The 18,008-nt window shown below is 65.0% G+C and carries 17 protein-coding genes; 5 read left to right on the top strand and 12 right to left on the bottom strand.

From position 1 onward, the window contains the following. Position 1: 1 nt before the first annotated feature. The gene (locus GA566_RS20665) at positions 2 to 268 is read right to left on the bottom strand and encodes a copper resistance protein CopQ (RefSeq protein ID WP_137927536.1); all 267 of its coding nucleotides are present in this window, start codon (positions 266 to 268) and stop codon (positions 2 to 4) included. A gap of 362 nt (positions 269 to 630) precedes the next feature. On the opposite strand from GA566_RS20665, the gene GA566_RS20660 reads away from it, so the two are divergent. Continuing rightward, entirely contained in the window at positions 631 to 930 is a 300-nt protein-coding gene (locus tag GA566_RS20660; RefSeq protein ID WP_137927535.1) for an H-NS family nucleoid-associated regulatory protein, read from the top strand. 14 nt (positions 931 to 944) lie between these two features. On the opposite strand, the gene GA566_RS20655 is transcribed toward GA566_RS20660, so the two are convergent. From GA566_RS20655 to GA566_RS20640, 4 genes are all read right to left on the bottom strand, one after another. Next, on the bottom strand, positions 945 to 2,243 hold the full coding sequence (locus tag GA566_RS20655; RefSeq protein WP_137927534.1) for a multicopper oxidase family protein: 1,299 nt from the start codon (positions 2,241 to 2,243) through the stop codon (positions 945 to 947). A 2-nt stretch (positions 2,244 to 2,245) separates the two neighbouring features. Further along, entirely contained in the window at positions 2,246 to 3,631 is a 1,386-nt protein-coding gene (locus tag GA566_RS20650; RefSeq protein WP_237380546.1) for a TolC family protein, read from the bottom strand. Positions 3,632 to 3,639: 8 nt separating this feature from the next. Beyond that, positions 3,640 to 3,984 carry a hypothetical protein gene (locus GA566_RS20645; RefSeq protein WP_137927533.1) on the bottom strand — a complete coding sequence of 115 codons (345 nt, stop codon included), beginning with the start codon at positions 3,982 to 3,984 and terminating at the stop codon, positions 3,640 to 3,642. Positions 3,985 to 4,091: 107 nt separating this feature from the next. Continuing rightward, positions 4,092 to 4,517 carry a hypothetical protein gene (locus GA566_RS20640; protein ID WP_237380544.1) on the bottom strand — a complete coding sequence of 142 codons (426 nt, stop codon included), beginning with the start codon at positions 4,515 to 4,517 and terminating at the stop codon, positions 4,092 to 4,094. A 271-nt stretch (positions 4,518 to 4,788) separates the two neighbouring features. Here GA566_RS20640 and GA566_RS20635 point away from each other — a divergent pair, with 271 nt between their 5' ends. Genes GA566_RS20635 through GA566_RS20625 form a run of 3 tightly spaced genes read left to right on the top strand, consistent with a single transcriptional unit; the run spans position 4,789 to position 9,402 of the window. After that, on the top strand, positions 4,789 to 5,466 hold the full coding sequence (locus GA566_RS20635) for a heavy metal response regulator transcription factor (protein WP_137927531.1): 678 nt from the start codon (positions 4,789 to 4,791) through the stop codon (positions 5,464 to 5,466). A 10-nt stretch (positions 5,467 to 5,476) separates the two neighbouring features. After that, positions 5,477 to 6,952, top strand: a complete 1,476-nt coding sequence (locus GA566_RS20630; RefSeq protein WP_171020491.1) for a heavy metal sensor histidine kinase — start codon at positions 5,477 to 5,479, stop codon at positions 6,950 to 6,952. 56 nt (positions 6,953 to 7,008) lie between these two features. Next, a complete protein-coding gene (locus tag GA566_RS20625) occupies positions 7,009 to 9,402 on the top strand; it encodes a heavy metal translocating P-type ATPase (RefSeq protein ID WP_160473886.1) in 2,394 nt (797 codons plus the stop codon). A gap of 185 nt (positions 9,403 to 9,587) precedes the next feature. On the opposite strand, the gene GA566_RS20620 is transcribed toward GA566_RS20625, so the two are convergent. Genes GA566_RS20620 through GA566_RS20590 form a run of 7 tightly spaced genes read right to left on the bottom strand, consistent with a single transcriptional unit; the run spans position 9,588 to position 16,747 of the window. Then, complete coding sequence (locus GA566_RS20620) at positions 9,588 to 10,478, bottom strand: polysaccharide deacetylase family protein (RefSeq protein ID WP_137927529.1); 891 nt, start codon at positions 10,476 to 10,478, stop codon at positions 9,588 to 9,590. 6 nt (positions 10,479 to 10,484) lie between these two features. Next, positions 10,485 to 11,534 (bottom strand): bifunctional UDP-4-keto-pentose/UDP-xylose synthase, encoded by a 1,050-nt coding sequence (locus GA566_RS20615; protein WP_160473885.1) that lies wholly within the window; start codon positions 11,532 to 11,534, stop codon positions 10,485 to 10,487. A gap of 10 nt (positions 11,535 to 11,544) precedes the next feature. Further along, positions 11,545 to 12,468, bottom strand: a complete 924-nt coding sequence (locus GA566_RS20610) for a formyltransferase (protein WP_137927527.1) — start codon at positions 12,466 to 12,468, stop codon at positions 11,545 to 11,547. Further along, positions 12,456 to 13,448, bottom strand: a complete 993-nt coding sequence (locus GA566_RS20605; RefSeq protein WP_137927526.1) for a glycosyltransferase — start codon at positions 13,446 to 13,448, stop codon at positions 12,456 to 12,458. The genes GA566_RS20610 and GA566_RS20605 overlap by 13 nt, the downstream gene beginning before the upstream one ends. Further along, positions 13,427 to 14,602: a DegT/DnrJ/EryC1/StrS aminotransferase family protein gene (locus tag GA566_RS20600; protein WP_160473884.1), complete on the bottom strand. Its 1,176-nt coding sequence runs from the start codon at positions 14,600 to 14,602 to the stop codon at positions 13,427 to 13,429. The genes GA566_RS20605 and GA566_RS20600 overlap by 22 nt, the downstream gene beginning before the upstream one ends. Before the next feature lie 28 nt (positions 14,603 to 14,630). Beyond that, positions 14,631 to 15,002 carry a multidrug efflux SMR transporter gene (locus GA566_RS20595; protein ID WP_137927524.1) on the bottom strand — a complete coding sequence of 124 codons (372 nt, stop codon included), beginning with the start codon at positions 15,000 to 15,002 and terminating at the stop codon, positions 14,631 to 14,633. Further along, the gene (locus GA566_RS20590; protein ID WP_160473883.1) at positions 14,999 to 16,747 is read right to left on the bottom strand and encodes a glycosyltransferase family 39 protein; all 1,749 of its coding nucleotides are present in this window, start codon (positions 16,745 to 16,747) and stop codon (positions 14,999 to 15,001) included. Before GA566_RS20590 ends, GA566_RS20595 begins: the two co-directional genes overlap by 4 nt. Before the next feature lie 451 nt (positions 16,748 to 17,198). Between GA566_RS20590 and GA566_RS20585 the strand changes: the two genes are divergently transcribed. Beyond that, positions 17,199 to 17,960, top strand: a complete 762-nt coding sequence (locus tag GA566_RS20585; protein WP_237380780.1) for a hypothetical protein — start codon at positions 17,199 to 17,201, stop codon at positions 17,958 to 17,960. Positions 17,961 to 18,008: the final 48 nt, after the last annotated feature.

The following is an 18,008-nucleotide window of genomic DNA, read 5'->3' as shown; positions in this document are numbered from 1 at the left end:
ATCAGGCGCCGTCGGTGAACGCGTCGCGCGGGCTGGTCACGCGGGCGCCGTCGGTGTAGACATCGCGCGGGCTGGTGATGCGGGCGCCATCGGTATAGACATCGCGCGGGGCGGTGATGCGGGCGCCATCGGTGTAGACGTCGCGCGGGGCGGTGATGCGGGCACCATCGGTAAAGGGATCGACGCTGCGCGGTGCGGCGTTGGCAAGGCCGGCGGCACCGGCGAGCGTGGCGGAAATGGCGGTCGCGAGCAGGGCTTTCTTCAGCATTCGTGGACTCCTGTGTCTGAGCTGTTGTCTGAGTGGTTGTCTGAAAATCGAGGGTCGAGAAACTTGGGGCGGTTATGTGAACGGTCGTCGGGCGACCTTGAACGGAAGTCTAGGAATCCAGCGGGGACGAAAGCATGACTCGCGCATGACATCCATGTCATGGCCGCACGATGCTTGCTAGAATGCCGCCCGTTATCCACGGCGGTGCATAATGACGGACATTGAATCCAGCCGATTCCGGGAGCACCGGGTCAACACGCTGTAGAATCCGTTTCTGACCTGCCGGCTTTTCCCGCCCGGGTCGTCCCCCGAACTCCTTTCTCCAGCCCGCCCCACGTGGTGGCGGGCGCGCACGATACGTCATGTCCGAGTCTGAAGCAGCCAAAACCGTCGCCGTGGCATGGGTCCGCGAGCAGATGGATCGCCATGGCCTGACTTTCGACCATCTGGTCGAAGCAGGCTGCTTTGCCGAAAGCGAAGAAACCGCAGAAGTGGAAGTGGAGGGTGAAACCACTCCAGCCACGCCAGCCCCTGCCGCCGCACCGCGCGTGGTGTACCGCAATGCCATGGGCCAGACCTGGGACGGCACCGGCGAATATCCGGACTGGCTGCAGCGTGCCGTCAACGCCGGCCAGTCCATTGATTTCTATCGCGTCGAATAATCGTTTTCTCGCGATTACCGTTCCGTCCCCGGTTCCGCGTATTCATACGCCACCGTTCCCCTGGGGTGCCGATACCAACCCGGATCGCGATAATCCCCAGGTGCCATGCCCGCCCGCACCTTGAGCGTGGTGAACATGCCACCCATCTCGATGGGTCCGAACGGTCCCTCGCCACTCATCATCGGCAGCGTGTTGCTGGGTAACGGCATTTTCATGCTGCCCATGTCGGCCATGCCTGCCTCGCCCATGGCCATGTAGTCGGGCACCAGCGCGCTCATCCGGCTGGCCAGGTCTTTCTGCTTCACGCCAATCATCGTCGGGACGTTGTGGCCCATCGCGTTCATCGTGTGATGCGACTTGTGGCAATGAAAGGCCCAGTCGCCAGGATTGTCCGCGATGAATTCGATGGCGCGCATCTGCCCCACCGCGACGTCGGTGGTGACTTCGGGCCAGCGTGCGGACGGCGGTACCCAGCCGCCATCGGTGCCCGTGACTTCGAACCGATGCCCGTGCAGGTGAATGGGATGGTTCGTCATCGTGAGGTTGCCGAAGCGGATGCGTACGCGATCGCCCAGGCGCACCGGCAGCACATCGATGCCGGGGAAAACGCGGCTGTTCCACGTCCACATATTGAAATCCGTCATCTCGGCCACGCGTGGCGTGTAGGTGCCGGGGTCGATGTCATAGGCGGCAATCAGGAACACGAAGTCACGGTCCACGCGCATGGCGGCGGGGTTGCGCGGATGTACGACGATAAAGCCCATCATGCCCATCGCCATCTGTACCATCTCGTCAGAATGCGGGTGGTACATGAATGTCCCGGCATGACGCATCTCGAACTCGTACACGAACGTCTTGCCCGGCGGGATATGCGGCTGGGACAGCCCGCCCACGCCATCCATGCCAGCCGGCAGGATCATGCCGTGCCAATGCACGGTGGTGTGCTCGGGCAGCTTGTTCGTGACGAAGATACGCACGCGATCGCCTTCCACGCATTCGATGGTGGGTCCGGGACTTTGCCCGTTGTAGCCCCACAGGTGCGCGGTCATGCCGGGCGCGAGTTCGCGTTCGACCGGCTCGGCAACAAGGTGAAACTCCTTCCAGCCATTGCGCATGCGCCACGGCAGCGTCCAGCCATTGAGGGTGACCACGGGCTGGTATGGCCGCCCATTCGAAGGTGTCAACGGTGCCTGCGTGGCGGCGCTGGATTGCAATGGGGCCTCGGGAAGAACGGCGGCGCCCGCGCGGGACACCATCGCCGTACCCAGCATGGCGGCGGCCGAGCCGCCGAGGAAATTGCGTCGGGTGACCATGTTTATTGGGGTTGAGTGTTGGGAGGCAGCCGTCCGCCGAGGGCGCTGCGCAGATCGGATTCGGCAAGCCAGAAGTCGCGCTGGGCATCGAGATAGCTGTTTACGGCGTTGATCTGTTCGCGTGCATCGGTCAGGAGTTCGAACACGCTGACGAGCATGCCGTTGTAGCGCAGCAGGTTTTCGTCGCCGATGCGCTTGCGCAGCGGCACGACCTCGTCGCGGTAATGCAGCGCGATGTCATAGCGCGCCTGATATCCGGCGTAGGTTTCGCGCACTGTGGAGCGTGCATTGATCGCCTGCTCGGCCAGGCGCGATGCGGCTTGCAGATAGATGTTCTCGGCGCGGGCCACGCGGGCGCCGCCCCAGTCGAACAATGGCACCTCGATGTCGATGCCGTAGCCGGTTTCACGCGGACGACCCGTTTCGGAATTGAACAGGTAGCTGGCATCGATCACGCTGATAAAGCGCGTGGCACGCGTAAGGCCCAGCGACCGCGACAGACTGTCCAGTTGCGCGCGGCCGGCCTGCAAATCGAGACGGTTCGAGATGGCATAGCCCTCGAGGCCCTGCATCGAGGGACGGTTGGCCGGAAGGTCGGGCAGTCGCTCCGGTAGCTGGAACGCCAGGTCATTGCCCCAGAGGCCAAGCTCGCGTGTCAACCGCTCCCTTGCAGACAGGGCGCGCTCGCGTGCCCGCGCCAGTTGCGCGGCGGCATCGGCATAGAACCCCTGCTCGCGTGCGTGATCGAGCGCGCTGACGTTGCCGCTGCGGGCCAGGTCGCGGGCAAACAGTGCGCCAGTCTCGGCGGCTCGCCGCACCTGCTCGGCATAGCGGGCCGCCTGCTCGGCGGCCACGGCCTGCACCCAGGCACGCCGCGTGGATTCGGCGCGCCGCAGCGTGGCGTCGGCCACAGCCAGCCGCGTCTGTGCGAAACGGCCCTGTTCGATACGGGCTGCGAAAGGCAGCGCCAGCAGGTTCATGAAGCCCACCGTGACGGCCCGCTCGATCTTGAGCTCGTCACCCGAGGTCTTGCGGCTGAACGAGAATCCCGGGTTTGGCAGGCGCGTAGCCTGCACGTAGTCGGCCTCTGCGATGCCCAGGTCCGCGTATTGCGCTTGCAGGCCGCGATTGTTGAGCAACGCCACCTGGATGGCGCGCTCGGCGTCCAGCGGCTGCGCCAGTAGTTCGCGCGTGCGCTCCTGCACGGCGGCGCGGTCGGCATCGGTGCGCACCCAGGTTGCTTGCTGGCCGAGGCGTTCGCGCGTGGTATCGGCCACGGTATCGAACCCGCCATCGGGAGAAAAGCCGGCGCAACCGGCCAGCAGCAGTGCGGCCATCAACGAGGCGATGGGCATCGCGCCACGCTTGAGCAAAGCCTTGATTTGCATGATCGGCCTCAGTGCGCGTGGTGATGGGGATGGCCGGAAGCCGGCGCTGCCGGTGCTGCTGGCTCTGCGAGTGGGGCTGGCGCCGGATGATTCATCATGTGATGGCCGGCGTGCGGGTCCGTTGCCTGGCTTGCGTCGGCCGGGGCAACGCTGGCATTCGACTCGCGCCACGGCTTGACTTGCGGCGTCTGATAGGGGACGTAGCCAGCCAGTGCCGAGACATCGGGCAGGGCCGGAACGGGGGTGTGGGGGTCCGTCGGATCGGGCAGGGCAGGCGCGGACGCCTGGCCGACGGCGAGTGCCGGGACCAGCGTCAACAGCGATGCCAATGCCATACAACGCATGGCAAGCATGTGAAATTCTCGGTAGCGGTCAGGACAACGCGCGGCTTACTGCGGCAGGCCGCAAGGCAACGCGAATCTGCGGGAAGGCGAGGGGTGCGATGGACGCACCTCGGGTGTCAGCAGTGGCGCGCGGGCGGCCGGTCTGCGGGCTGGGAGGCGTGGCTGGCGAAGCTGGTGAAGATAGCCAGCGGCAGCGCGTGGCGATGGTGCTGCAGCGCTACGAGGGGGATTTCCGGCAACAGCATGACGCTGGCCGCGCAGGCGGCACAGGCGCTGCAAACGCCGGCATGGTGAGACGTGTGATCGGTGGAGGGCGCCGACATGTCCGCGGGCGCCGACATATCGTGCCGAGCCGGGGTGCCGGCGTCGTCCATGCTCGCGTTGCCCTCGTGGCAATGCGCATGGATGTCCTGGCCAATCTCGGCTTCCGCCACGGCCTTGATCGCGGCGTGTCGCTCGGGCATCGATAACCCTGCGGCTTCGGTCGCGCTGCAAACCATCATGACTGCCGCCACGGCACCCTGCACGGGCAGCGCGAACATGGCAAAACACAACAGGAAGCAAGACAGCAGGCGTTTCATCGAAACCGTAAGGCGACCTGCAGGGCGCAGGCATGGGGGCGAGAATGCATGGGTGCCCGGGATCAGGGCAAGCGCGCATTGTACTTTGTTTGTCGATCAGAATTTGCGCAAATATGATGACAATCGTGCAATGATCGCCCAATTACGGCCAACCTCGGATAGTGTCGGGGTTCTGCAATAAACCGATAGATGGTGCGCCGGCATTGCTGCCGGACGCGCGAAGTGAAAGACCATGCGCATCCTGATTGTCGAAGACGAACCCAAGGCGGGTGACTATCTGCTCAAGGGGTTGACCGAGTCCGGCTTTGTGGCCGACCTGGCCCGCGACGGCGTGGACGGTCTGGCCCACGCACGCGAACAGCACTACGACCTGATCGTGCTCGATGTGATGCTGCCCGGCATGGACGGCTGGCAGGTACTGCGCGAACTCCGCCGCGACAAGGACACCCCGGTCCTGTGCCTGACGGCTCGCGACGAGTTGTCAGACCGGCTCAAGGGTCTGGAACTCGGGGCGGACGACTACATGGTCAAGCCCTTCGCATTCGCGGAACTCGTGGCACGCATCCGCACCATCCTGCGACGCGGCCCGCTGCGCGAAAGCGAGTTCATGGAAGTGGCGGACCTGCAGATCGACACCATCCGGCGCCGCGTCACGCGAGCGGGCCAGAAGATCGACCTGACGTCGAAGGAATTCGCGCTGCTGCAACTGCTGGCGCGTCGCCGGGGCGAGGTGCTGTCCCGCTCGCTGATTGCGTCGCAGGTGTGGGACATGAACTTCGACAGCAATACCAATGTGGTGGATGTCTCGATCCGACGCCTGCGTGCCAAGGTGGACGATCCGTTTCCGAACAAGCTGATCCACACGCGGCGCGGCATGGGGTACGTGCTGGACGAATCGGACGAAGCATGAGCAGCAAGGCATGAAGCGCCTGCTGCGCCTGCGCCGCGCCATCGACGCCTGGATGCCGGCCTCGCTGACCACGCGGCTGGCGTTGGCCTATGGCCTGACCACGGCCGCGATTCTCGTCGGCGTGGCTACCTATCTCGCTACCGCCCTCGGTAACCAGCTGCAATCCCGCGACGAGAGCGAACTGGTCGGAGAAGTCCTGCTCGTGCGGCACTTGCTGCGCGAGGTGACCGACGAGATGGAGATTCGCACCGATACCCATCGCTTTGCCGATATCGCGATGGGCCATGAGGGCCTGATCCTCGTTGTGCGCACGCGTGACGGCGAACCGCTGATGACGCTCAATCCCCATAACGAGACGCTGCCGCCGCTGCGTGTGTTGCCTGCCGCCACGGCTCCCGATAAATCCCATCTGGAAACCTGGCATCCGCGCAATGGCGTGCCATCGCGGGGCATGGCGGCGCTCGGACAGATCGGCAATACCGACCGGACCGTCGAAATCATCGTGCTCAGTGATGCGGGTTACCGCGTGGCGTTGATGCGCGAGTATCGGAGCGAGTTGCTCGGCGCGGTACTGTGCGGGGCCATCGTGGCAGCCGCACTGGGTTTCCTGCTGGCCCGACGGGGCTTGCGGATGCTGCGCCGCATGGCTAGTGATGCCGCTGCCGTGACGACGAGCCGGCTGGCAACGCGGCTCGACGTCGGCGGCGCGCCCGAGGAACTGCGTGAGCTGGCTGGTGCGCTCAATGCCATGCTGGCGCGTCTGCAGGACAGCTTTACGCGGCTGTCTCAATTTTCGGCCGATCTCGCGCACGACTTCCGCACGCCCATCAGCAACCTTGTTGGCACCACGCAGGTGGCGCTTGCCCAACGCCGCACGCCTGCCGAGTACGAGGCCGTGCTCGAATCGAACCTGGAAGAATACGAGCGCTTGTCGCGCATGATCGAGAACATGCTGTTCCTGGCGCGCGCGGACAATGCGCAGGTGGCGCTCGGCGCCCGCTCGCTGGACGCGCGCGCCGAACTGGACAAGGTGGCCGAGTATTTCGAGGCCGTGGCCGCCGACCGCAATCTCACGCTGGCGGTGTCCGGCGTGGCGACGGTGATGGCCGACCAGACCCTGCTGCGGCGCGCCATTATCAACCTGCTGGACAACGCGGTGCGCCACGCGCCTACCGGCAGCACGGTGCGGATGGTGGTCTCGCGGCCCAAGGCGGGCTGGACGGCCATCACGGTTGCCAACGGCGGGCCGGCAATCGACGCCGAGGCGCTGCCACAACTGTTCGGGCGTTTCTATCGCGCCGACCCGTCGCGCCGTAATTCGGCAAGCTCCACGGGCCTCGGGCTGGCTATCGTCGACACGATCATGCGTCTGCATGGTGGCAGCGTGTCGGTGCAAAGCGTCGAGGACGACACCCGGTTCGAACTCGCGTTTCCCGATCTCGCCGGGTTGCCTGAGTCCGGCGAAGCACGCCTGGCCCGGGCTTGACCCTGGAGTGGCTACAGGGTCTTCAATGGCAGGCAAGATGCTTCGAGGATTCCGTCATGGCCCGCTCCACCACACACCACGCTTCGCCCCTGCCGCCGCAGAAGGCTGACGCGTGCTGCTCAGGACACTCTCATGCTGCTGCGGCCCCGCCCGCGGCGGCTGATCCGCACGACCATTCCCACGACGCCAGGCATGACCACAGGCACCACCACGACCACGGTCATCCCCATGCCCACGCGCCAGCCATCGATAGTTGCTGCAGCGGTGGAGGTTGCGCGTCAACGACAGTCTCGGCCCCGGCGGTGGCAGCGCCGCCCGGCACGCGGTCGTCAGCATTCCGCATCGAGGCCATGGATTGCCCCACCGAGGAGACGCTGATCCGCGGCAAGCTGGGCGGGATGGATGGCGTGGCGGCGCTGGATTTCAACCTGATGCAGCGCGTGCTGACCGTCCATCACACGCTGCCATCGGCAGATCGGTTCGTGCAGGCCATTGCTTCGCTCGGCATGAAGGCCGAGCCGCTGAGCGACGACCGCGCAGCCACTGCCGTTGCGGAGCCGGCCAAGCCCTGGTGGCCGCTGGCGCTGGCCGGCGTGGCAGCGCTGGGCGCCGAGCTGGCCGAATGGTTCGGGATTGCCACGCCGTATCTGCCCGCAGCGCTTGCGCTGGCCACGGTGCTGATCGCGGGGCTCGGTGTCTATCGCAAGGGCTGGATTGCCGTCCGCAATGGCAACCTGAATATCAATGCGTTGATGAGCATCGCGGTGACTGGGGCGATGCTGATCGGCCAGTGGCCCGAGGCGGCCATGGTGATGGCGCTGTTTGCATTGGCCGAGCGTATCGAGGCCGCGTCGCTCGACCGTGCGCGCAACGCCGTGCGCGGCCTGCTGGCGATGACGCCGGAGCAGGCGACGGTGCTGCAGGCCGACGGTAGTTGGCTGGGAGTCCGCGCGGCCGAGGTCAGCGTGGGCGCCACCGTGCGGCTGCGCCCCGGCGAACGTGTGGCGCTAGATGGCCGCGTTACCCGTGGGCAGTCGGCGCTCGATCAGGCGCCCATCACGGGCGAAAGTGTGCCGGTGGACAAGGTGCCGGGCGATCCGCTGTTCGCCGGCTCAATCAACCAGTCCGGCGAACTCGAATATACGGTGACGGCGCCAGCCGATGATTCCACGCTCTCGCGCATCATCCATGCCGTGGAAGCCGCACAGGGCAGCCGCGCCCCGACGCAGCGATTCGTGGACCAGTTCGCGAAGATCTATACGCCGGTCGTGTTCGCCATCGCGCTTGGCGTGGCGGTGGTGCCGCCACTGTGGATGGGCGAGCCGTGGCTGGCCTGGATCTACAAGGCGCTGGTGCTGCTGGTGATCGCCTGTCCGTGCGCGCTGGTGATTTCCACGCCCGTGACCATCGTCAGCGGGCTGGCGGCCGCCGCGCGCAAGGGCATTCTGGTCAAGGGCGGTGTCTATCTGGAGCAGGGCCATCGGCTGACATGGCTCGCGCTCGACAAGACTGGCACGCTCACGCATGGCAAGCCTGCCCAGACCGATATGGCGATGCTGGTGGACGATGTGCCGCAGGCGCGCGCCATCGCGGCCAGTCTCGCGGCACGCTCGGACCACCCGGTCTCGCGCGCGGTGGCCATTGCGGCCGAGGCCGACGGCGTGGCCGGCTTCGAGGTGCAGGATTTCGAGGCGGTGGCGGGGCAGGGCGTGCGCGGCACCGTGGACGGTATCGCTTACCGCCTGGGCAACCATCGCATGATCCACGACCTGGGCGCCTGCTCTCCTGCGCTCGAAGCTCGACTCGAAGCCATCGAGCGGCAAGGCAGGACCATCGTCATGTTGGCATCTGTGTCGCCCGATGGCGGGGCACGAGCGCTGGCGCTGTTCGGCGTGGCCGATACCGTGAGAGAGACCAGCCGTCAGGCCATCGAGCAACTGCATGCACTGGGCGTCAGGACGCTGATGCTGTCGGGCGACAACCCGCATACGGCGCAGGCCATTGGGCGTGCCGTGGGGATCGATGAAGCGCGTGGCAATCAGTTACCGCAGGACAAGGCCGATGCGCTGGCGGCGCTCGCCACCCAGGCACATGGCCGTGGTGAAAAGGTGGGCATGGTGGGCGACGGCATCAACGATGCCCCGGCGCTTGCGCGTGCCGATATCGGCTTTGCGATGGGTGCGGCAGGCACCGATACCGCGATCGAAACGGCCGACGTGGCCTTGATGGATGACGACCTGCGCAAGATTCCCGCGTTCGTGCTGCTGTCGCGCCGAACTTCGTCGATCCTGAAACAGAACATCGCGCTGGCACTCGGTATCAAGGCTATCTTCCTTGCCCTGACCGTGATGGGCATGGGCACGATGTGGATGGCCGTGTTCGCAGATATGGGCGCGAGTTTGCTGGTGGTGTTTAATGGGTTGCGGTTGACGCGGAAAGAGACGGTTTAGAAATCCCCACTGGCTGGCTCCCCTTCCGCCTGTTTAATTCCCCTCTCCCGCATGCGGGAGAGGGGTTAGGGGAGAGGGCGTGAGGTTCTGCTTGCCGAGATGAGCAATTTGAACTGCTGGCCCTCTCCCCCGACCCCTCTCCCGCTTTGCGGGAGAGGGGAATAACCCAGTCGGAACAGGCAGCCCTACGGCTGCACAATCAATTCACCGCTCCGCCCCGCAATCTCTCCCCACGTCACCGGCAACTGCGGCAGGTGGCTCCGGTCGATGTGCTGGTAGTACGTACCCATCGACACCAGTTCGTGCCCCTGCGCACGCCATCCGGCCAGCAGCCGCTTGAAAACCGGTGCCAGCTTGCCGCCTTCGATTTCCGTATGCAGCGTGAAGATATGATCGTCGTCGCCTTCGCTCAGTTTGAGCACGGCGTGGTGGACGTTCTCTTCCGTCAGATCGTCCACGCCGATCAATTCATCGAGCGTGGGGAGCGTGGTAGGCATCTGCACATGCTTGCAGGGTTTGCCATCCACGGTCGGGATGTACGGCGCCGTGCCACGGCCATCGGACGCGTAGGTCATGCCCCAGTCATCGATCTGCCGGAACGCCTCGTCGTTCATCTGCCAGCCGGCGGCACCGTGCGTAGGAGGCGGGGCGCCGAAGATGTCGATGAAGCGGTCGAACGATTGCTGCATCTGGCGGCGCGTCCAGGCGGCGTCGCGGCTGCGCACGTTGTCTTGCCAGTAGACGTGGTCCCAGGTGTGGATGCCGCACTCGTGACCGGCTGCCGCTGCCGAGCGCATTTCCGCAGCGGCTTTGCGGCCAATGTCCGGACCGGGCAGTAGCACGCCATTCATCAGCGTGCGCAGCCCGTAGTTGGACACCACGGACGTACGCGACACCTTCTTCAGAAAACCCGGCCGGAACACGCGGCGCAGCGCCCAGCCCGTGTGGTCCGGGCCAAGGCTGAACAGGAACGTGGCGTCGGCCTGCACGGCCGACAGCATCGATAGCAGCGCCGGGACGCCTTCACGCGTGCCACGCAGCGTGTCGACGTCCACCTTCAGGGCAATGCGAGCCATGCCGGATCAGTTGCCGTCGACCAGCGTGCGCGCTTCCACCACCTTGTCGAGATACGCTTCGAAGATCCGGCGCAGCGCCTGTTCCATGTTCAGTTCAGGCTTCCAGCCCAGTTCCTCGATGGTGTTGTCGATCTTCGGCACGCGGTGCTGCACGTCCTGGTATCCCTTGCCGTAGAACTCGCCCGACGAGGTTTCCACGATCTTGGTCTGCTGCGCGTACTCGGCGTACTCGGGGTATTCGGCAGCCATCGACAGCATCATCTCTGCCAGTTCGCGCACGGAGTGGATATTGGCCGGGTTGCCGATATTGAAGATCTTGCCGCTGGCCACGCCGTTCTTGTTCTCGATGATCTGCATCAGCGCCGAGATGCCGTCCGAGATATCGGCGAAAGCCCGCTTCTGGGCGCCACCATCGACGAGCTTGATTGGCTCGCCGCGCACGATGTGACCCAGGAACTGGGTGACCACGCGCGAGGAGCCTTCCTTCGATTCGAAGATCGAGTCCAGCCCGGCACCAATCCAGTTGAACGGACGGAACAGCGTGTAGTTCAGGCCCTGCTCCATGCCATAGGCGTGAATCACGCGGTCCATCAGTTGCTTGGAGCAGGCGTAGATCCAGCGCGGCTTGTTGATCGGGCCGTAGACCAGCGACGAGGCTTCGGGGTCGAACTCGTCGTCCGTGCACATGCCATAGACCTCGGAGGTCGAGGGGAAGACCAGATGCTTGCCGTACTTCACGGCGCTGCGCACGATGGGCAGGTTGGCTTCGAAGTCCAGTTCGAACACACGCAGGGGGTTACGCACGTAGGTGGCCGGGGTGGCGATGGCCACGAGCGGCAGGATGACATCGCACTTGCGGATGTTGTACTCGACCCACTCCTTGTTGATGGTGATGTCGCCCTCGGAGAAATGCATGCGGGGGTGGTTCACCAGATCGCCAAGGCGGTCGGAGGCCATGTCCATGCCGTAGACCTCCCACGAGGTGGTTTCGAGGATGCGGCGCGTCAGATGGTGGCCGATGAAGCCATTGACGCCGAGGATCAGGATCTTTTTCATCGGTAACCTTTCAGGATGCGGTGATGATGGTCTGGAATTCGGATGCGGAGACTGGGCTCGCATGGTCGGCGCTCGGGCCTTCGAGCAGTTGCAGCACGCGTAGCGCGCCGCCGTCGCCGCAGATGGCCACGATGCGGCCGTCCACGACATGCAGACCCGGCGTGAGTCCGGCGGGCACGGCAGTTGTTTCAAGCCGGCGTGCCTGCGCCACTACGAACCGGCGGCTGCCAACTTCGGTGAACGCGCCGGGGTAGGGCGGCGCCACGGCGCGTACGAGGTTATACACCGCGCTGGCGGGCTGGCGGAAGTCGATGCGGCCATCCTCGGGCTTGCGGCCGGAGAAGTAGCTGCCATCGGCCAGACGGTTCGGGCGTTTGGGCGTGTTGCCCGCCATCATGGCCGGCAGCGCGCGCCAGAGCGTCTGCTCGGCGGCCACGGTGACTTTCTCGAAGACCTGTCCGGCGGTGTCGTCGGGCAAGATCGGCACCGAGGTCTGATCGACGATAAAGCCAGCGTCCGGCTTGGCTTCCATCGCGTGGAGCGTGGCACCCGTCTCGGTCTCACCGTGCAGCACTGCCCAGTTCACGGGCACGCGGCCCCGGTACTTGGGCAGCAGCGAACCGTGCATGTTGAACGCGCCCTGCGGCGCGAGGCTCAGGACATCGGCCGGAATCATCGCGCGGTAGTAGAACGAGAAAATGACGTCCGGGCGGGCGGCGCGCACGGCATCCGCCACGGCGGGATCGGCCGGATTCTCGCCATAGAGGAACGACAGGTTCAGCTCGGCGGCGGTGTCGGCCACGCGTTGGAACCAGATGTTCTCGTCGGGACGGTCGCGGTGCGTGACCACCAGGGCTACGTCCACGCCCTGTGCGTGCAGCACGCGCAGGCAACGGTCGCCCACGTTGTGATAGGCAAAGACTACGGCGCGCACGGTGCCTCCTGGGGACGGCTGGCGTTCGGGTCGCGCTCCAGCACGGCCTGGATACGATAACGCGGTCGGTCGCGCACTTCCTGATAGATGCGGCCAATGTACTCGCCCAACAGGCCGATGCCGAACAGCATGATGCCGATCAGGAAGAAGTTGAAGGCGAACAGCGTGAACACCCCCTGCACTTCAGAGCCCAGGATGAAACGCCGGATCAGCAGGACCAGGAACAGGCCGGCGGACGTGATCGACAGCATCGTGCCGATGGCCGAGAACCACTGCAGCGGTACGATCGAGAAGCCGGTGACAAGATCGAAGTTCAGGCGGATCAACTGGTACAGCGAGTACTTGGACTCGCCCGCGTGGCGCTGTTCGTGGCCCACCTCGATCTCCACCGGGTTCGACGAGAACGTGTACGCCAGCGCCGGGATGAACGTGTTGACCTCGCGGCACGCATTGATCGTGTCGATGACGTTGCGGTCGTAGGCGCGCAGCATGCAGCCCTGGTCCGTCATCTTGATCCGGGTGATGCGCTCGCGTAGCCGGTTCATCGCCCGCGACGCGTAGCGGCGGAACGCCGTGTCGTTGCGCTGGCGGCGGATGGTACCCACGTAGTCGTGGCCCTTGCGCATCTCGGCCACCAGGCGCGGGATCTCTTCCGGCGGATTCTGCAGGTCGGCGTCGAGCGTGATGACAATGCGGCCACGCGTATGCTCGAAGCCCGCCAAAATCGCCATATGCTGGCCGAAGTTGCCGTTGAACAGGATCACGCGCGTCACGTCGGGCCGCTTGTGGAACTGCGCGGCAAGCATCTGCGGCGAGCGGTCCATGCTGCCATCGTTGACGAAGATGATCTCGTACGACTCGCCCAGGCTGTCCAGCGCCGGATAGACGCGGTCGAACAGCGCCTGCAGTCCGTCTTCCTCGTTATAGACGGGAATGACGACCGAGACTTCGACCGGGCTTAGAGAGATAGACGTTTGCATGTTTCGCTGAGAGTTGCACAGACTCGCTCCACGTCGGCGTCCTGCATGGCCGGGAACATCGGCAGCGTCAGGATGCCGCGGCCAATGCGTTCGGCATGCGGCAGCATGCCTTCGCGCCAGCCAAGCGAGCGGAAATACGAGAACAGATGGATGGGCGGGTAATGCACGCCCGCGCCAATGCCTTGCGCGCGCATGGCTTCCATCACAAGCTGGCGGGCCTGCGCCGGGCCGCCTTGCAGGCGGTCGGTGGGCAGCACCACCTGGAACATGTGCCAGTTCGTGGTAGCCAGCGTCGGATCGATGGCCAGGGGGAGTTCGATACCGAGATCCGCCAGACCATGCCGCGCGGCCGATTCGAAGTAGAGCGTGGCGAGTCTGGCCCGGCGCGCGGTGATCGCATCGAGCGTCTCCAACTGCGCCAGACCGATGGCGGCGTTGACATCGGTCAGGTTGAACTTGCCGCCCGGTTCCTCCACGTCCATGCCATCCATGCCGGTGCGGATCACGCCCTGCAGCCGCAACCGTTCGGCACGCAGCGCCTCTTCGGGCATGTTCATCACCAGGCAGCCACCCTCGACCGTGGTGATGTTCTTGTTGGCCTGGAAGCTGAAGCTGACCAGATCCCCAAACGCACCAATGCGCTGGCCGCGCCAGCGGGAGTCGATGGCTTGCGCGGCGTCCTCGATCACGCGGAGATTGTGGCGGCGCGCGATGTCGTAGAGGCGGTCCATGTCGACTGGCAGCCCCGACAGGTAGACCGGGATGATGGCGCGCGTGCGCGGCGTGATCGCGGCTTCCACGGCGTCGAGGTCGATATTGCGCGTGCGCGGATCGACATCGACGAAGACGGGCTTCGCGCCCACCGTCAGGATCACATTGGCCGTGGCCACCCAGGTAATGGACGTGGTGATGACCTCGTCGCCGGGGCCGATGTCAGCGATACGCAGGGCGATTTCCATCGTCGCCGAGCCATTCGAGAAGGTGCGCACGGGCCGTCCGCCAAACAGCGCGGATAACCGGGTCTCGAATGCCTGCACCTTCGGTCCGGATGTGATCCAGCCCGAGGCGAGCACCTTGCCCACTTCGGCAATGGTTGCCGCGTCGATCTGTGGCCGGACGAATGGCAGGAAATCCTGCGGATTGGAAGCTGTCATGTCAAAAACGGGGGCAACTGGGCTGCAATCAGGAGCGGGCAATGAGGAACACGCCGGCCAGTATCAGCAGGATGCCGGCCACGCGCAAGGGTCCGAGGATTTCTCCGAACAGCCACCACGCGGCCAGTGCATTGACCACATAGCCGAGCGAGAGCATGGGATAGGCAATCGACACGTCCACGCGCGACAGGCCCACGATCCAGACACCGACGCTGATGACGTAGCAGGTCAGGCCGGCGATCACGGGCCATTGGGTCAGCACCCGGAAGGCCGTGTCCAGAAGGGTGGCACGTTCGATGGTGATGGCGCCCACGGCGTTGGTGCCGGCCTTGAGCAGCAGTTGCGCGCAGGCATTGAGCAGCACGCCGGCAAAGATGAAGGCAAAAGTCGAAAGGGTCATGGGGCAGTCCGGGGCGCGGGGGTGGCGGATGCGGCCGGATGGGAGGAAGGGGAGGATGGCAGCGGGAAGTTGCTGACCACGACGCGGCGTCCGTCGCGCGCCACCACGTACATCGGCACCTGCTGCGCGGTCAATGCATCAAAAGTGTGCAGGCCCATGATGCCGAGCGCCGGCTGGCCATCGCGCCATTTGGCGACGAAGGCTTCCATGGTCGGAATCCACTTCTTGGGCTCCTGTTTCGCACCGAATTCGAGTTCGTCCGGCTCTGCGACAATCGTCAGTGTCCGGCCCAGGTAGAACGGCAGGGTGTGATCCAGCATACCCACGCCATACAGTGGCATATCGGGTTTGAGTACGGCGTTGATGGCCGGCACCATATCGACGCCCGAGGCGCGGCGGCCCATCACTTCATGGCCCAGCAGGCCAATGGTGCAGGTCAGGAACATCGACAACGCGAACGCTGCGATGCTCGGCAGCAGGCCGTGCGTGCGCAGCAACCGGCGCGCCAGCAGCATCCCGGCCAGCAGTACCGCGAAGGCCACGCCCACGTAAACCGCGAAGGCGCGGAAGACCTCGTTGGGGTTGCTGTCGCGGCTCAGCGTGGCCACGTACGGCGCGGCGGCGACTCCGACCACGGCGAGCACCAGCAGCGCATTGATCTGGCGATTCCACGATTTCTCGTTGATCTGGTCCAGCGCCACGGCCACCAGCAGGGCCAGTGCCGGGAAGACCGGAACGATATAGCCAGGCAGCTTCGAACTGGAAAGGCTGAAGAACGCGAAGATCGCGGCGAACCAGATCAGGCACATCAGTGCCGGCTGGAACGGCTTTCCACCCGCACCGCGTACGGCGCCCGCGCGTTCGCGCACGACAGTCCACATGCGCGGCGTCAGCCCGAGCCATGGCAGCAGGCCGGCCAGCAGCAGGGGCACGAAATACCAGATGGATCCCTTGCGGGCGTGCACCGTGGAGGTGTAGCGCTCCCAGTGCTCGTGGATAAAGAAGAAATGCGGGAATTCGGGGTTGCGGGCCGATACCAGCCAGAACCAGGGCACGGTGACCACCAGCATGGCGGCGATGCCCGTGACGAGATGCAGCCGGCGCCAGAGGCCGAAGTCGCGCGTCACCAGCGTATAAACCACCAGCGCCAGACCCGGCAGGGCGATGCCGACCAGCCCCTTGGTGAGGATCGCGACACCCATGGCCACCCAGCAGGCCAGCATCCAGCCGCGACGGGCGGCGGGCGTGGCATCGGGATGCTGCGCCAGCAGCATGAAGGCCAGCACACCGGCAAGCGCGCCGGACAACGTCATGTCCAGGGAATTGAAATGGCCGGCCACGCTCCACATCGGCATGGCGAGCATGGCAAGGCCAGTCAGCAGCGCCACGCGGCAGCCGTACCAGCGCGAGGCGGCGAGCATCATGGCGCCGATGCCGGCGATGCCGGACAGCGCCACGGCCAGCCGGGCCTGCCAGTCGCCCACGCCGAACAACTCGTAGCCGAGGGTCGTGACCCAGAGGTGAAAGGGCGGCTTCTCGAAATACTTGTAGCCGTTGTAGCGGATGGTGATCCAGTCACCGGACCGGAACATTTCACGCGCGATCTCGGCGTATCGTCCTTCGTCGGGTCGTAGCAGATGGCGCGCGTCGAGCGTGCCAAACCAGACCAGCAGTACGGCGATGGCTACCAGCGCGATCACGCCCATGGGCAGGCCAGCGTCACGCACGGGCGAAGAACTACGCATATCTCTCCTGAATTTGCCGGAAACGGGACGTACCGCATCGCTTCTCTGTGGCGAACACCCCACAACGTGCGACGCCCGGGATTGGTGGACAGCTTTGTGCAGCACCAGAAGCGCCAGATCCGGAGGCGCGGCCTGCGCGGGCGCGCAATGGTAGCACGAGCCACTTCCCCGCCTGGCCGTCCTGGCCGGTCAGCGGGCCGGGATGGCGGCATTGAATTTGATCGAACCAATTCCGGACGCAAAGTTTCGCGCAATGCGCAATACTTCGGCCAGCGGGGATGTCGCTGTGGGTGGGACATACCCGAAGGTCGATCCAACGGAACAACACAATATGAAGTCGACGAAACGCGCGAGATCGGCGCTGCCGTGCCTGTGCCTTGCCTTTCTGGGTGTGATGCATGGGGCGCAATCGCAGGAAGTCCTGCTGACGGAATCCGTGCCCACGTCCGGCATGACGCCTCCCATGCCCGGAGCCGCCGCCTTGTGCGATGCCCCGTGGTTCCGCTCTGGCTCGCGTGTCCAGATGGAGGGCGATGGCGAACTGCCCGTGTCGATCACGATGACCTTGCGCGATGTCATGCGCACCGCGCGTGGCTGCAGTGCCCAACTGGAGGTCCGCTCGAAGTCGGCGCTGGCGGCGCTCATGGGGCCGCCCGTGGTCATGGACCAAGTCCACGAGATCAACATCGACCGTAACGCCACCACGTCGCGTACCCGGATCGATAGCCGGAACGCGGTGATCAACGCGCGCGGCCGCTATGCCCGGATGTTCGGCGAGGCATCGTTCACGGGCAGCGGCGTGTTCAATTACGCGGGCCAGGAGATTCGTGAAGGCGCAATGCTCGACGGCGAAACCTTCCAGTCGAGCGTGTCGCTCAAGATCTATCCGCTGGGCGCCGACGAGGTGGTCGGCAACATGGATGCCCAGCGCGCATCGATCATCGTGGGTACCCGCCATGTAGGCCGCAAGCAGATGATCGACACCGTGATGGGCCGCAAGGAGTGCCTGCCCATCACCTACGAGAAACGCACCTCACTGGGCCCGCTGCGCGTGGGCGACGAAATCCTGCACGTGGAGCCGAGCGTGCTGCACGTCACCGACTGGTTCTGCCCCGCCGAGGCCTTCGTCCTGCGCACGGAGATTCGCCAGAACAACAAGGTGCAGCGGGTGGATGTGACGGCGCTGGAGATGGAGGATGTGGGGCAGCGGTAGGTAGCGTTGACGCTACTGAGGCTCATTGCTAGAATTGGCGAAAACTAC

This window comes from Cupriavidus sp. SW-Y-13 (genome assembly GCF_009793345.1).
GTDB lineage: Bacteria > Pseudomonadota > Gammaproteobacteria > Burkholderiales > Burkholderiaceae > Cupriavidus.
The sequence above is the reverse complement of the archived record's forward strand: the minus strand, read 5'-3'. Positions and strand labels throughout refer to the sequence as shown.

What these genes read in the sequence shown, in the direction of transcription:
- GA566_RS20630 (WP_171020491.1), top strand. Translation starts at nt 5,477, where the DNA reads ATGAAGCGCCTGCTGCGCCTGCGCCGCGCCATCGACGCCTGGATGCCG.
- GA566_RS20635 (WP_137927531.1), top strand. Translation starts at nt 4,789, where the DNA reads ATGCGCATCCTGATTGTCGAAGACGAACCCAAGGCGGGTGACTATCTG.
- GA566_RS20640 (WP_237380544.1), bottom strand. Translation starts at nt 4,517, where the DNA reads ATGTTCGCGCTGCCCGTGCAGGGTGCCGTGGCGGCAGTCATGATGGTT.
- GA566_RS20660 (WP_137927535.1), top strand. Translation starts at nt 631, where the DNA reads ATGTCCGAGTCTGAAGCAGCCAAAACCGTCGCCGTGGCATGGGTCCGC.
- GA566_RS20625 (WP_160473886.1), top strand. Translation starts at nt 7,009, where the DNA reads ATGGCCCGCTCCACCACACACCACGCTTCGCCCCTGCCGCCGCAGAAG.
- GA566_RS20620 (WP_137927529.1), bottom strand. Translation starts at nt 10,478, where the DNA reads ATGGCTCGCATTGCCCTGAAGGTGGACGTCGACACGCTGCGTGGCACG.
- GA566_RS20655 (WP_137927534.1), bottom strand. Translation starts at nt 2,243, where the DNA reads ATGGTCACCCGACGCAATTTCCTCGGCGGCTCGGCCGCCGCCATGCTG.
- GA566_RS20645 (WP_137927533.1), bottom strand. Translation starts at nt 3,984, where the DNA reads ATGCTTGCCATGCGTTGTATGGCATTGGCATCGCTGTTGACGCTGGTC.
- GA566_RS20585 (WP_237380780.1), top strand. Translation starts at nt 17,199, where the DNA reads ATGACGCCTCCCATGCCCGGAGCCGCCGCCTTGTGCGATGCCCCGTGG.
- GA566_RS20595 (WP_137927524.1), bottom strand. Translation starts at nt 15,002, where the DNA reads ATGACCCTTTCGACTTTTGCCTTCATCTTTGCCGGCGTGCTGCTCAAT.
- GA566_RS20600 (WP_160473884.1), bottom strand. Translation starts at nt 14,602, where the DNA reads ATGACAGCTTCCAATCCGCAGGATTTCCTGCCATTCGTCCGGCCACAG.
- GA566_RS20590 (WP_160473883.1), bottom strand. Translation starts at nt 16,747, where the DNA reads ATGCGTAGTTCTTCGCCCGTGCGTGACGCTGGCCTGCCCATGGGCGTG.
- GA566_RS20650 (WP_237380546.1), bottom strand. Translation starts at nt 3,631, where the DNA reads ATGCAAATCAAGGCTTTGCTCAAGCGTGGCGCGATGCCCATCGCCTCG.
- GA566_RS20605 (WP_137927526.1), bottom strand. Translation starts at nt 13,448, where the DNA reads ATGCAAACGTCTATCTCTCTAAGCCCGGTCGAAGTCTCGGTCGTCATT.
- GA566_RS20615 (WP_160473885.1), bottom strand. Translation starts at nt 11,534, where the DNA reads ATGAAAAAGATCCTGATCCTCGGCGTCAATGGCTTCATCGGCCACCAT.
- GA566_RS20665 (WP_137927536.1), bottom strand. Translation starts at nt 268, where the DNA reads ATGCTGAAGAAAGCCCTGCTCGCGACCGCCATTTCCGCCACGCTCGCC.